The sequence below is a fragment of the Cellulomonas sp. genome, assembly GCF_015234515.1.
Lineage (GTDB): Bacteria > Actinomycetota > Actinomycetes > Actinomycetales > Cellulomonadaceae > Cellulomonas.
Genome location: NZ_JADGMY010000026.1, coordinates 13,080 through 27,150 on the forward strand (window position 1 = coordinate 13,080; position 14,071 = coordinate 27,150).

General features: G+C 73.9%; 10 protein-coding genes. 8 read left to right on the forward strand and 2 right to left on the reverse strand.

The features are described from left to right. Positions 1 to 59 precede the first annotated feature (59 nt). The 6 genes from IR158_RS13025 to IR158_RS13050 all read left to right on the forward strand — a co-directional run bounded on the left by IR158_RS13025 (position 60) and on the right by IR158_RS13050 (position 4,598). On the forward strand, positions 60 to 392 hold the full coding sequence (locus tag IR158_RS13025; RefSeq protein ID WP_291813688.1) for a hypothetical protein: 333 nt from the start codon (positions 60 to 62) through the stop codon (positions 390 to 392). After that, positions 386 to 610 (forward strand): hypothetical protein, encoded by a 225-nt coding sequence (locus IR158_RS13030; RefSeq protein WP_291813690.1) that lies wholly within the window; start codon positions 386 to 388, stop codon positions 608 to 610. The genes IR158_RS13025 and IR158_RS13030 overlap by 7 nt, the downstream gene beginning before the upstream one ends. An 83-nt stretch (positions 611 to 693) precedes the next feature. Then, on the forward strand, positions 694 to 2,115 hold the full coding sequence (locus tag IR158_RS13035; RefSeq protein WP_291813692.1) for an ATP-binding protein: 1,422 nt from the start codon (positions 694 to 696) through the stop codon (positions 2,113 to 2,115). 123 nt (positions 2,116 to 2,238) lie between these two features. Beyond that, positions 2,239 to 2,679 carry a DUF3237 domain-containing protein gene (locus IR158_RS13040; RefSeq protein ID WP_291813694.1) on the forward strand — a complete coding sequence of 147 codons (441 nt, stop codon included), beginning with the start codon at positions 2,239 to 2,241 and terminating at the stop codon, positions 2,677 to 2,679. An 11-nt stretch (positions 2,680 to 2,690) separates the two neighbouring features. After that, positions 2,691 to 3,989 carry a flavin-dependent oxidoreductase gene (locus IR158_RS13045; RefSeq protein ID WP_291813696.1) on the forward strand — a complete coding sequence of 433 codons (1,299 nt, stop codon included), beginning with the start codon at positions 2,691 to 2,693 and terminating at the stop codon, positions 3,987 to 3,989. A gap of 30 nt (positions 3,990 to 4,019) precedes the next feature. Continuing rightward, a complete protein-coding gene (locus tag IR158_RS13050) occupies positions 4,020 to 4,598 on the forward strand; it encodes a pyridoxamine 5'-phosphate oxidase family protein (protein WP_291813698.1) in 579 nt (192 codons plus the stop codon). 67 nt (positions 4,599 to 4,665) lie between these two features. Here the strand turns inward: IR158_RS13050 and IR158_RS13055 are convergent, their stop codons facing one another. Together IR158_RS13055 and IR158_RS13060 are read right to left on the reverse strand one after the other, a co-directional pair. Next, a complete protein-coding gene (locus IR158_RS13055; RefSeq protein WP_291813905.1) occupies positions 4,666 to 6,552 on the reverse strand; it encodes an ABC transporter permease in 1,887 nt (628 codons plus the stop codon). Positions 6,553 to 6,557: 5 nt separating this feature from the next. Continuing rightward, on the reverse strand, positions 6,558 to 7,307 hold the full coding sequence (locus IR158_RS13060) for an ABC transporter ATP-binding protein (RefSeq protein WP_291813700.1): 750 nt from the start codon (positions 7,305 to 7,307) through the stop codon (positions 6,558 to 6,560). A 371-nt stretch (positions 7,308 to 7,678) separates the two neighbouring features. Between IR158_RS13060 and IR158_RS13065 the strand changes: the two genes are divergently transcribed. Together IR158_RS13065 and pabB are read left to right on the forward strand one after the other, a co-directional pair. After that, positions 7,679 to 11,737 (forward strand): amino acid adenylation domain-containing protein, encoded by a 4,059-nt coding sequence (locus IR158_RS13065; RefSeq protein ID WP_291813702.1) that lies wholly within the window; start codon positions 7,679 to 7,681, stop codon positions 11,735 to 11,737. A gap of 17 nt (positions 11,738 to 11,754) precedes the next feature. After that, positions 11,755 to 14,013 carry an aminodeoxychorismate synthase component I gene (pabB, locus tag IR158_RS13070; protein WP_291813704.1) on the forward strand — a complete coding sequence of 753 codons (2,259 nt, stop codon included), beginning with the start codon at positions 11,755 to 11,757 and terminating at the stop codon, positions 14,011 to 14,013. Positions 14,014 to 14,071: the final 58 nt, after the last annotated feature.

A 14,071-nucleotide genomic window follows, 5' to 3' on the forward strand; every position in this document is an offset into this window, starting at 1 on the left:
ACGGGAAGGCACGCAGAAAGCGGTCACACACTGCGGCGCCCGGGTGGCATCCTGCCGCGATGAGCAGCGACGACGTCGACCGTGCGCCGCCCGGCCGGGGCAGCGCCCCGACCACCCCGCCCGGCGCGACCTCCGAGCCGTGGCTGCGCATCGGCACGCCCGACCTGCACGAGCTGCGGCAGGCTCACGGCCGGAAGATCCCGCTCGACGCGGTCTCCGTCCAGCTGTACGTCGAGGCGGACCTCGCCCTCGGTGACGGCGACCGGGTCGTGTACGAGGAGCCCTCATTCGGCATCGCCGAGCTCGCAGGCCCTGCAGCGCTGGCGCCGGGACGGAGCCCGGCGAGGACTTCGCGCTGGACTCGATGGACTGGGCGGAGCTCGGCGTGGTGAGTGCGACCCGCACCCCGGACGGCTGGGCGTGGGGGTCGTGCCTCGTGGCAGGCGCGACGACCCCCGTGCCGTGGACGACCGCGCGCCGGGTGGTCGACACCTTCGTCGCCGAGGCTCGGGCGGTGACCGTCCGGATGGTGGTCGACGCCGGGTGGACGCCCGAGGAGGCGCGTGCCGCGTCCGCGAGGGTGCTGGGTGCGATGGGGCCGTCGGACTGACGCCGGCGACCGCCATTCGCCGCGACCCATACTATCGCCCATGATAGTGTCATTGCAGATACTGTCGCATCTGAGGAGTCAGGATGGCCGGTTTCGTCGGACGACGCAGGGAGCTCGACGAACTGCGAGCGCAGCTCGACGTGGTCGAGCACGGGTCCCGCGACGCCCGCGGGGTCGCGGTCCTCCTGCGCGGACGCCGCCGCGTCGGCAAGAGTCGCCTCGCGGAGGAGCTCGTCGCACGGGCGGACGTTCCGCACGTCACCTTCCAGGCCGCCCGGGGGGCACCGGTCGAGCACGAGCTCGTCGGGATCGCGCAGGCCGTCGCCGCGTCGGACCTGCCGAATGCCGGGGTCGCCGCCGACACCAGGCCCACGACGCTGACCGCCGCGCTGACGCTCCTCGCCGCTGCCGTACCCGACGAGCGACCGTCCGTCGTCGTCATCGACGAGGTGCCGTGGCTCCTGGAAGGCGTGCCCGGGGGCGCCGGCGAGCTGCAGCGGGTCTGGGACCGCGCGCTGTCCCGCAAGCCGGTGCTCCTGCTGCTGCTCGGCTCCGACCTCGCGATGATGGAGCAGCTCACTCGAGCTGACCAGCCGTTCCACGGACGCGCGGTCGAGATGGTCCTGCACGCGCTGTCGCCGCGGGACGTCGCACGCATGACCGGGACGAGCGGTGCCGAGGCGTTCGACGCCCACCTCGTGACCGGCGGACAGCCGCTGATCGCCCAGGAGTGGCGCCGCGGCGAGCAGCTCACCGAGTTCCTCGCGCGCTCGTTCACGTCCCCGCTGTCCGCCCTCGTCGCGACGGGGACGCGGGTGCTCGACAGCGAGTTCCCCGAGGGCGAGCTCACCCGCCGCGTCCTGACCGCCATCGGCGCCGGCGAGCGGACCTTCTCGCGGATCCGCGACGCCGCCGGCGGCCTGCAGCCCACATCGCTCACACGCGTGCTCGGCACCCTGACGACCAAACGGGTCGTCGCCGTCGACACCCCGCTGTCGACAGCCCCCTCCCGGGAGAGCCGCTACCGCATCGCCGACCCGGCCCTGCGGTTCTGGCTGCCGTTCGTCGCACCGGCGCTGCACGAGGTCGACCGGGACCGACCCGATCTGGCCATGGCGCGGGTCGAGCGCTCGTTCACGAGCTGGCGCGGCCGCGCCGTCGAACCGCTCGTCCGCGACGCGGTGTCACGAACCCTCCTCGACAGCCAGTGGCCGCAGGTCACCGACGTCGGCGGCTGGTGGCCGCGGACGAACACCCCGGAGATCGACCTCGTCGGGACGGACGGCCGCCCGGCCAGACATGTCGCGTTCGTCGGCACGACGAAGTGGCGCACGACCCGGCCGGTGACCCGCGCCGAGGTCGTGCGCCTGGCCACCGACGCACAGGTCGTGCCCGGCGTCGATCCCGGTACTCCGCTCGTCGCGGTGTGCCCGGCCGGGGTCGAGAAGGACGCACCCGTCGCCGCCTCCTGGACGGCGGACGACCTGCTCGCGACCTGGCCGTGACGTCGGCCGACGGTCGGCGTCGAACAGGGTCACCGACCCGCGCGCACCGGTTCCGCGCCGCGCCGGTAGGGTGCGTCCATTCGACGCCCGGGAGGACACTTGTTGGCACTGCAGCCACCCCAAGTGGAACCGTTCTGCACGCTCGAGGTCGAGCTGGCGCCGATCATGGACCTCGGCCTCGGCCGGTTCGGTCAGCGGCGCATCATCCCGATCGTCGGCGGGCGGGTCACCGGCAAGGTCAGCGGGACGATCCTGCACCTCGGCGCCGACTGGCAGTCGGTCACGCACGACGACGTGGCCGAGCTGCACGCGCGCTACGCGTTCGAGACACCCGACGGCGCGATCGTCGAGATCATCAACCAGGGGTACCGGCACGGCCCGCCCGACGTGATGCGGCAGCTCGCGTCCGGCGCACCGACACCGCCGGAGTCGTACTACATGCGCTCGACGGCACGGCTCGAGAGCGGGCACCCGGACTACCGGTGGCTCAACCGGATGGTGTTCGTCGGCACGGGCGCGCGCGACGCGAGCAGCGTGCAGATCGACCTCTACAGCGTGGGATGAGGACCTGGGACATGACGGAACCACGGGTGCTCGTCGCCGGTGGCGGGATCGGCGGGCTCGCCGTCGCGCTGACGCTCCACCAGATCGGCGTGCCGTTCACGGTGCTCGAGGGCGCGCGCGAGCTCGCGCCGCTCGGCGTGGGGATCAACCTGCAGCCCAACGCCGTGCGCGAGCTCGGCGACCTGGGCATCGGCCCCGACGTGCTCGACACGATCGGCGTGGCCGCGCGCGAGTGGGCGCTGGTCGGGCGCAACGGCAACGACATCTACAGCGAGCCGCGCGGGCTCGACGCCGGGTACCGCTGGCCGCAGTACGCGCTGCACCGCGGCCGGCTGCAGCTGCTGCTCGCGCAGACGCTCCAGGACCGCGCCGGCGCGGACGCGATCCGGCTCGGCCACCGCGTGACGGGCTACGAGACGCACGCCGACGGCACCGTCACGGCGACCGGGCAGCACCCCGACGGGACGCCCTGGCGCGAGGACGGCACCCTGCTGATCGGCGCCGACGGCATCCACTCGGCCGTCCGGGCGCAGATGCACCCCGACCAGCCGCCGATCCACTGGGGCGGCACCATGATGTGGCGCGGCACGACGCAGGCCGTGCCGGTCCGCACCGGCTCGTCGTTCGTCGGGCTCGGCTCCGCGCGGCACCGCGTCGTCGTCTACCCCATCTCCCCCGCCGACCCCGTCACCGGCCTGGCGACCGTCAACTGGATCGCCGAGCTCACGGTCGACGACACCGCCTGGCAGCGCAGCGGCTGGTTCCGGCAGGTCGGCGTCGAGGAGTTCGCGCACCACTTCGACGACTGGACGTACGACTGGCTGGACGTGCCGGACCTGCTGGCCCGCGCCGAGGTCGTCTACGAGAACCCGATGATCGACCGCGACCCGGTCCCCACCTGGCAGGACGGCCCGGTCCTGCTCGTCGGGGACGCGGCGCACGCGATGTACCCGACGGGCTCCAACGGCGCGAGTCAGGCGATCATGGACGCCCGCCACCTCGGTGCGGCGCTGCTGCGCCACGGCGTGAGCACCGACGCGCTCGCCGCGTTCGACGCGCAGCTCTGCGGGCCGATCTCGCAGCTGGTCCTGCGCAACCGGGGAGCCGGGCCGTTCGGTCTGCTCGACCTCGTCGACGAGCGGTGCGGCGGCGAGTTCGACGACATCGACGACGTCGTCCCGGAGCCCGAGCGGTCCGCGTTCATGGCCCGGTACAAGGCCGCCGCGGGCTTCGCGGTCGAGCAGCTGAACACCGCCGAGCCGACGATCCCCTCCGGAGCCCAGGTCCGCGCGCCCGTCACCGGCCGATGAGTCCGCGCCTCGGGCACGGTCCGTCTCGCCATGACGACGCCTGCCACGACACCCGCACCGACGCCCACCGAGCCCCCTGCCGAGCTGGATCCCCGGTACTCCTCCCCCGGCGCCGAGCCGCCTGCCTGGCCCACCGCGCGTGACCGGCTGCAGACGGCACCCACCCTGCTGCTGTGCACGGTGCGCCCGGACGGCCGGCCGCACGCGACGCCGCTGCTGAGCGTGTGGCTCGACGACGCGCTGTGGTTCTGCACCGGCCCGGACGAGCAGAAGGCCCGCAACCTCGCCCACGGCGCGGCCTGCCTGCTCACCGCGGCCGACTGCACGTCGGACCGGGCCCTCGACGTGGTCGTCGAGGGCGATGCCGAGCGTGTGCGGGACGACGCGCTGCTGCGCCGGGTCGCCGACGCGTACGTCGCGCGGCACGGCGAGGAGTGGCGCTTCGAGGTCCGCGACGGGGGTTTCCACCAGGGCGACCCCGACGCGACGCCGGCGCTCGTCTTCCGCGTCGCGCCCCGGACCGTCCGCGCCTTCGTGAAGGGCGAGCCCTACAGCCAGACGCGCTGGCGGTTCGCGGCGCCCGCGGCCGCGTCCGGCCAAGGCGGCTGAGACGTCGGCGCTGCAGGATGCCGGTCGTGGTCACGTCCGTGACCTCGACCGGCACCCTGCGGCCCTGCTACGCGACGGCTGTCGCCAGCCTCGTCGTGCGGCGGGCGGCCAGCGCGGTCGCGACGAGCGCGAACACGACCACGGCCCCACTGACGATGCCGTAGGACGGCAGGTCCACCACCGGGGGCCCGTCGAGCACACCGGCGCTGACGCCGATCACCGCCGGCACCACCGCCACGGTGCCGAGCACCCAGGCTGTGACCCCGGTGACCGCCGCCTCGACGGTGGTCATCCCCATGAGCTGACGGCGGGTGGTCCCGGTGCGGTGCAGCAGCGCGAGCTCGTCGCGACGCGCCACCGTGGTCATGGCCAGCGTGCTCGCCGCACCGACCGCCACGACGCCGAGCAGCAGCAGGAGCAGCGCGACCCCGATGTCGTTCTCGCCGCCGGCCGACTGCATGGCCGTGGCGATGTGGGTCTCGGGGTCGGCCGCGGTCGCACCCAGGGCGGTGAGGGCGGCGGTGGCACCCGCCGTGTCCGCGCCGTCGGCGAGGTCGACCAGCAGGGTGTCGGGCACCACGGGCAGGCCGTGGGCCTCGGCGGTCGCCGGGCCGGTGATGATCGCCCCGACGCCCATGCCCCGCGAGTACACCGCGACGACGGTCGCGTCGACGACGTCCTCGCCGAGGCGGAGCGTGAGCGTCTCGCCCACGCCGGCACCGGACGTGAACGCGGTGTCGCTGCTGACCGCCACGGTGTCCGGGGCGTCGATGCCGTCGAGCGAGCCCGTGACGACGTCGGGGTCGACCGCGGTGGTGCCGACGGGCAGGACGCGCAGCGCGGCCGCCTCCCAGGCCATGGCCCCGCCCTCGGCGTCGGTGCGGACCTCACCCGGGATGTACGCGAGCGGCACGGCCGACGCGACGCCGGGCACCGCGGCGACCTGCGCGGGCAGGTCCGGCGACGCACCCTCGGTGGGTGTCACGACGAGGTCCGCGTCGACCGCGGCGACGAACTCCTGCTGCGCGCCCTCCGAGATCGCCCGGTTGACGCTCGTCTGGACGGTCGCCGCGGCGACGACCAGGGCCAGCGGCACGACGACCGTGGTCAGCCGACGGGAGAAGCCGCGCACGTTGCGGACCGCGAGCATCGTGGCCGGACGGCCACCCGCCGGGTGCATCCGCGCCACCCGGTCGAAGATCCAGCCGACGAGCACGGGCCCGGCGAGCGCTGCCGCGCCCACCAGCATGAACGCCGACAGCGATGCCATCGCGGCCCCCATGGTGCCGGGGACGAACAGCGTCGAGAACGCCATGGCCAGACCACCGAGGGTCATCGCCAGGGCCGTCAGCCGGCGGCCGATCCCGACCTGCCGGGCCTCGACCGCGCTCTGCTGCAACGCCGCGGTGGGATCGGTGCGGGCGGCCTCCCGGGCCCCGAGCCGGCCCACGGGCACCGCGGTGACCACGATCAGCGCGACGGCGGCCAGGACCGGCAGCGGTGAGAGCGCCGACGTGAAGTCCGGTGCGACCATCCCGCTGCTCACGAGCACGGGGTCGAGCAGGCGGGCACCGAACAGGCCCGCGATCGCCCCGAGGGGAGCGGCGACGAGCGAGACCACGCCAACCTCGAGCGTGACGGTGCGCCGCACCTGCGACGGCGTCGCACCGACGGCGCGCAGCAGCGCGAACTCCCGCCGGCGGCTGCGCAGCGCGAGGCTCACGGTCGCCGCGACGACCATCACCACGACGACGATCAGCGTGCCGGCGTAGGAGGAGGCGAGGGAGACGAGCATGCTCCCGGAGGCCGGGTCACCGCCGGACTGCAGGCGCGTACCCGACTCGAAGAGGACACCGGTGATCGCGAGGACCGCCGCGGCGACGGCGAGGACGACGGCGGTGCCGGCGAAGTCACCGCGGTGGGCGCGGACGCCCGTGGACGCGAGCTGCCACATCGTGCTCACCGACCCTTCGTGAGGAGGCTGGCGGTGACCTGCTCGGCCGTGGGGCGCTCGAGCCGGTCGACGACCAGCCCGTCCGCGAGGACCACGACGCGCTCGGCGGCCGAGGCGACCTGCGCGTCGTGCGTCACGACGACGACCGTCTGCCGCAGCTCGCGGGCCGTGTCGCGCAGCACCTGGAGCACCGCGGCGCCGGTCTTGGAGTCCAGGGCGCCCGTCGGCTCGTCGGCGAAGACGACCGCGGGCCTCGTGATGAGGGCACGGGCGATCGCGACGCGCTGCGCCTGGCCGCCGGACAGCTCGCCCGGCAGCCGGTCCATGAGCTGCGGCACGCCGAGGAACTCCAGCAGCGCCGACTCCCACGCCGTGTCCACCTTCCGGCCCGCGAGCGCCAGCGGCAGCCGGACGTTCTCGCGCGCCGTCAGGTGCCCGATGAGGTTGTACGCCTGGAAGACGAAGCCCACGTGCTCGCGGCGGAACCGCGTGAGGTCGTCGGGCCGCAGCGTCGTGAGGTCGTGACCGCCGACGACGACCGAGCCACGGCTGGGCGTGTCGAGCCCCGCAGCGCAGTTCAGGAGCGTGGACTTGCCCGAGCCGGACTGACCGACGATCGCGGTCACGGACCCGGCGAGCAGGTCGAGGGACACCCCGCGCAGCGCGTGGACGGGCTCGCGTGCCGGGTAGGTCTTGTGGATGTCGACGAGGCGGACGGCTGTGCTCGTCGCCTCGGCCGTGGTCTGCGTGGTCATGATGTGCTCCGGAGGTCGAGTGGTCTTGTCGCTCTCGAACCTAGGAACCGGACGGGGTGCCCATCGAGCCTCCAAAGGACGGCCCGGCGGGGTTCCATCCTTCGATGGAGGGGTCGCCGGCGGCCGCACGGGCACGTCCCGAGGCCCCTCGTCCTGACCGCGTCGCGGACCTGGCCTATCGTCGACCAGTCCCGTGACACCGTCCGGTCCCCAACACGATCGGGGACGAATCGCCCCAAAGCGCTACAGTGACCGCCGCACCTCCGTGAACTGCGGGGTGTCACGCGCTCGCCGGCTCTGGCGGGCACCCAGGGGTGGGGGGGATCGCAGAGCGGCGCGGATCGCGCTACGGGGGTACAGGGGAGACACGCATGGCCGTTGACGAGAGCGTGCGCGCGGCGGTGTCGACGGCTGACGTCGAGGTGGTCCCCGGGCCGGGGGACAGCGGCAGTCCGCTGTCGTGGTTCCAGGAGCGCCTGTGGGTGCACCACCGGCGCAGCCCGCTCACCACCAGCTACAACCTGCCCCTGGTGCTGCTCGTGCGGGGCGACCTCGACGTGTCCGCGCTGGAGCGCAGCGTCGACGTCATCGTCGCGCGCCACGAGAGCCTGCGGACCACGTACGGCGAGACGGCCACGGGCGAGCCGCGGCAGCTGGTCACGCCGCCGGGACGCGTGCACCTGCCGGTCGTCGCCGTCGACCGCGCCGAGATGCTGAAGCACCTCGACGAGCTCCTCGAGCACCGCTTCGACCTCGAGCGCGGGCCGGTGCACATCGCGCGGCTGCTGCGGCTGGCGGACGACCGGCACCTGCTGCTGCTGAACGTGCATCACATCGCCGCGGACGCCTGGTCGCTCAAGGCGGTCCTGCTGGGTGAGCTCCAGAGCGCGTACGCGGCGTTCTGCCGCGGGCAGCAGCCGGACCTGCCGCCGCTGACGGTCCAGTACCAGGACTTCGCGCGTGAGCAGCGCACCGCCGACCTGACCGACGACGTCGAGTACTGGCGCGAGACGCTCGAGGGCTACGAGGACAGCCTGGAGCTGCCCACGGTGCACGCGCGGCAGCTGCGGTCCGGCACGACCAGCGGGACCTTCGTGCACCGCTACTCCCCGGAGCTGTCCCAGGCGCTCGAGCGCTTCTCGCGGACCCACGGCTGCACGATCTTCATGACCCTGCTCGCGGCGCTCGGCGTGACGCTCAGCCGCTACACGGACAAGGACGACCTGTGCGTCGGCACCACGACGTCCGACCGGCCGACCGTCGAGCTCGAGCCGCTGATCGGCTTCTTCGTCAACATCCTGCCGATGCGGCTGCGCATCGACGAGCAGAGCGCCGTCACCGCCCTGCTCGAGGCCGTACGGGCGCAGGTCCTGGGTGCGTTCGAGCACCCGGTGCCCTTCGAGCGGATCCTGCAGACGACCGACGTGGCGCGTCGCGGCAGCGAGAACCCGCTCGTCCCCATCGTCATGCGGCACCAGAACTTCCCCGAGACGTCGCTCGACACGCCCCTGCCCGGTGGCGTCACGTTCCGCCCGTTCCCCGAGCCGGACGAGACGGACGACGCCGTCCTGAGTCTGCTCGCGCAGGAGCACGTGCCCGCCCGCTGCGAGATCGAGCTGTCGTACACCGGCGGCGGGGACGGGCTCGCCGTCGAGGTGGTCTACGCCTCGGACCTCTACGACCGGGGTGCGGTCGAACGCCTCCTGGCCCACCACCAGTGCGTGCTGGAGGGCATGCTCGCCGACGCGGACCGCCGCGTCCTGGAGCTGCCGCTGCTGCGCGCCTCGGACGTGGCCGAGCTGCTGGCGCGCTCCGACCAGGCACCGGTGACCCCGGCGCCCGCCTGGACCTTCGTCGAGCGCTTCGACGCGCAGGCGGAGCGGACGCCGGACGCGGTGGCGTGCTGGGACGAGCACGGCGAGTGGAGCTACCGGGAGGTCGCCCGCCGCGCGGAGCGGGTGGCGCACGCGCTGGCCGCGCGCGGCACCGCGCCGGACGAGCTCGTGGCCGTGTGCCTGCCGCGCGGCGGCGACCTGGTCGGCACGCTGCTGGGCGTCTGGAAGGCGGGGGCGGCGTACGTGCCCCTGGACCCGGCGTACCCGGCGGCGTACCTGCAGCAGATCCTCGACGACGCGAGCCCGGGCGCCGTCGTGTGCGACACCGCACGCCAGGATCTGCTCGCGGTCGACGACGCCCGGTGCGTGCTGCTGGACCGGCTCGACGACGTCCCGCCGCACGTCCCGGGCACGTCGCCGGCCCGGCCCGTCCGGCCCGACGCGGTCGCCTACGTGATGTACACCTCGGGGTCCACCGGCACGCCCAAGGGCGTCCGCGTCCCGCACCGCCAGCTCGTCAACTGGCTGGGAGCGCTCGAGGCGAGCCTGCCGTTCGAGACCGGTGAGGTCGTGGGGCAGAAGACCACGTTCGCGTTCGCGGTCGGGGTCAAGGAGCTCTTCGCGGGCTTGCTCAACGGGTGCCCGCAGGTCGTGCTGCCCGACGCGACCGTCCGCGACACGGCCGCGTTCGTCGACGCGCTCGCGGAGCACCACGTCAGCCGCCTCAACATCGTCCCGTCGCACCTGGCGGCCGTGATCGAGCACCTGGTGTCCAGCGGCAAGCGGCTGCCGGCGCTCCGGGTCGTCGTCACCGCCGGTGAGCCGCTGCCCCGCGCGCAGGTGCTGGGCTTCCGTGAGGTCGTCCCCGGCGCGCGGCTGCTCAACAACTACGGGTGCACCGAGCTGAACGACGTGACGTACCACGACACGGCGGGCTTCGACGGGCAGTCCGAGTTCGTGCCCATCGGCACGCCGATCGCCAACACCAGGGTCTACGTGCTCGACCGGCACGGCCGCCTGGTGCCCGACGGCGTCCCCGGGGAGCTGCACGTCGCCACCGTCGGCCTGCCCGACGGCTACCACCGCCTCGACGCGCTGACCGCCGAGCGCTTCGTGCCGAACCCGTTCGGCACCGCGCCGAGCGACCGGCTCTACAACACCGGCGACGTCGTGCGGTACCTGCCCGACGGGACGCTGGACTTCATCGGCCGCTGGGACTTCCAGATCAAGGTCCGCGGCTCGCGCCTCGACGTCCGCCACGTCGAGGAGGTCATGAGCGGCTTCGACGGCATCCGGGCCCGTGCCGTGGTGGGCCGGGGCGACCGGCTGGTCGCGTTCTTCACGAGCCACCCGGGCCGTGCGGTGGACGTCGCGTCGCTGCGCGCGTACCTGCAGGACCGGCTCCCGGACTTCATGGTGCCCGACGCGTTCGTCCTGCTGGAGGCCATGCCGCAGCTGCCCAACGGCAAGCTGAACCGCCGCGCCCTGCGCGAGACGCAGGGCGAGCTGCAGCAGAGCGACGCGTACGAGGCCCCGGCCACGGCGACCGAGCGCACGCTGGCCGACATCTGGGGGCTCGTCGTCAACGTCCCGGCCGCACGCATCGGCCGGCGGACGCACTTCTTCGAGATCGGCGGGCACTCGCTCGCCGCGATGCGGGTCCTGGCCCGGACGAAGGACTCGTTCGGGGTCGCACTCGGGCTCTCCGAGCTCTTCGACGCGCCGCGCCTGGACTCCCTCGCGGCGGCGATCGACCGCGAGATCGCGCGCCTGCCCGCCGGTGAGCACGGGACGTCGTCCTCCCGCCGCGCCGCGCGCGCCCCGCAGCCCCGGGCGGAGGGGTCCGGCCTGCTCCACGACAAGGTGGTGCTGGTCACCGGCGGCAGCCGCGGCATCGGGCTCGCCACGGCCCTGCTGCTCGCCGAGCAGGGCGCGACCGTCGCCGTCAACTACCGGGACAGCGAGGCGCAGGCCCGGCACGTCAAGGACCTGATCGAGGCGGAGGGCGGCACGGCCGAGGTCTTCGGGGCGGACGTGACGCGCGCGGACGACGTCACCGAGATGGTCGCGGCCGTCCAGGAGCGCTTCGAGCGCATCGACGTCCTGGTGACGAACGCGCACATGCACTTCCGGCACGCGCCGTTCCTCGGGTACGACTGGGACGACCTCGAGCGGAAGGTCGGCGACGAGCTCAAGGCGGTGTTCCACCCGTGCCAGGCGGTGGCGCCCGAGATGATCCGGCGGGGCGAGGGCAGCATCATCGCCGTGTCCAGCACGCTGTCGAAGCGCAGCACCGAGGGGTTCCTCGCCCAGAGCACCGCCAAGGCCGCGGTCGACGCCTTCATCCGCTCGCTCGCCACCGAGCTCGGGCAGCACGGCGTCCGCGCGAACACGGTGGCGCCCGGGCTGACGCTGACGGACGCCGCCATGCCGATGGCACCGCACGTCAAGGAGTCGGTGGCCGCCCGGTCCCCGATGCGCCGCAACGGCCTGCCGGAGGACATGGCCGGTGCCGTCGTCTTCCTCGCGAGCGACCTGTCGCGCTTCATGACGGGCACGTACCTGCCCGTCGACGGCGGTTTCACCACCCTGTAGTGCCGAGGAGCGCGATCATGACTGCCGTGAGCGAACGCCCGCCGTCGACCCCGCTGCGGGGCGTGCGCACCGTGACGGACGTCCACCGCGAGCCGCTGCGGCTCGACGAGCCGTTCGAGGACGTCGTGCGGCGCTTCGCGCACCTGCCCGGCACCGTCGCGCTGCTCAGCGGCGGTGAGCAGGACAGCGCACGCCACCACGTCCTCGGCGTCGACCCGTGGCTGACGCTGCGCGGCCACCGCACCGGCACGACGATCACCGACGGTGACCGCGCCACCGAGCTGGCGGAGGACCCGTTCACCGCGCTGCAGCGCGTCCTCGAGCACGTGCGCGTCCCCGGCCACCCGGACCTGCCGCTGCCCGCCGGGCTGCTGGGGTACCTGGCCTACGACCTGAAGGACTGCCTCGAGGACCTGCCGCGGACCAGCGTCGACGACCTGGGGCTGCCGCTCCTGCACCTCGTCGCCCCGAGCGTCCTGGTCGTCCACGACCGCCATGCGGACGCCACGACGCTCCTCGTGACGGGCCTCGAGGGGGACGACGACGACGCGGTCGCACGCCGGGTCGCCCGGTTCACCGACACGCTGCGAGGCCCCGCCCGGCCGCCCGGCCCGGCCGGCACCAGCGGCCCGGCGACGTCCGGGCTGTCGCGCGCGGAGTACCTCGCCGCCGTCGAGGCGGTGCGGGCGTACATCGTCGAGGGCGACGTGTACCAGGTGAACATGTCGCAGCGCTTCGAGGCGCCGTTCACGGGCGACCCGTTCGAGACGTTCGCGACGATGTACCACGCCAACCCCGCGGCGTTCTTCGCCTACGTCGAGGCGGGCGACCACCAGGTGGTCTCGACGTCCCCCGAGCGCTTCCTGCGGCTGCGGGACGGGGTCGTGGAGACGCGGCCCATCAAGGGCACGCGACCGCGCGGCGCGACGCCCGCGCACGACGCCGACCTGCGCGCCGAGCTGCTGAGCAGCCCCAAGGAGGACGCCGAGCTGTCGATGATCGTCGACCTGCTCCGCAACGACATCAGCCGCGTGTGCCGCGCAGGGAGCGTGGACGTCACCGCGCACAAGCGGCTCGAGACGTACGCGAACGTCCACCACCTCGTGTCGAGGGTGCAGGGCGTGCTCGCCCCCGGCTGCGACGCGGTCGACCTGCTGCGGGCGACCTTCCCCGGCGGATCGGTCACCGGCTGCCCGAAGATCCGGGCGATGGGGGTCATCGACGAGCTCGAGCCGGTCCGCCGGCACGTGTACACGGGCAGCATCGGGTACCTCGGGTTCGACGGCTCGATGGACCTGTCGATCGCGATCCGGACCGCGACGTTCAGCGGCGGCCGGGCGGTGTTCTCGGTCGGCGGCGGCATCGTCATCGACTCCGACCCGGCGAGCGAGTTCGAGGAGACCCTGCACAAGGGCCTCACGCTCACGGCGGCGCTGCACACGTCCGACGCGCGGGCCGAGGTGCGCACGGTCTGGCAGGACGGCCGGTTCCTGCCCGCGACCGAGGCGTCCGTGCCGGTCGAGAGCGAGGGCCTGGGCTACGGGTACGGGTTCTTCGAGACGCTGCGCGTCGAGGCGGGACGACCGGTGCTGCTGCCGGCGCACGTCGCACGCTTCGAGCGGGCATGGCGCGAGCTGTTCGGCGGCACGCCCCCGGACGTGACGTGGGCGGACGTGATCGCCCGGCTCGTCGAGCGCAACGGGCTCACCGGCGTGACCGCCGTCGTCAAGATCGTCGCGGCCGCCCGCAACGCGCCCGGGACCCCGCTCGCCCCGACGCTGGTCGTCTCCGCGCGGCGGTACGTGCCGCGCACCGCGCTGAGCGCGCACGGCGGCCTGCGGCTGCGGACCTACCCGCACCCGCGGCACACGCCCCTCGCGGACCACAAGACGCTCAACCACCTCTACTACAAGCTCGCCGGTGACTGGGCGCGCCGGCAGGACGCCGACGAGGCGGTCGTCCTCAACACCGACGGCACGGTGTCGGAGACCAGCTCCGGGACGCTGTGCGTCGTCCGCGGCACGCGCGCGCTGTTCCCCACCTCGGACCACGCGCTGCCGGGCACGACCGCGGGCGCGGTGCGCCGGCTCCTGCTCGACCGCGGCCTGCGCGTCGAGGACCGCCGGACGACCGTCGACGACCTGCGCTCGGCGGACGAGGTGCTGGTGATGAACGCGCTGATGGGCGCCGTGCGGGCGGTCAGCCTCGACGGCGTGGCGCTCGGGGCGGACAGCGGACTGTCCGCCGCTCTCACCCGCGCGGTCCTCACCGGGTGAGACCCTGCGGCGGGCGTCAGCGCTCGCCGCGCCGCCACCAGCGCCGCGACGCCGGTCA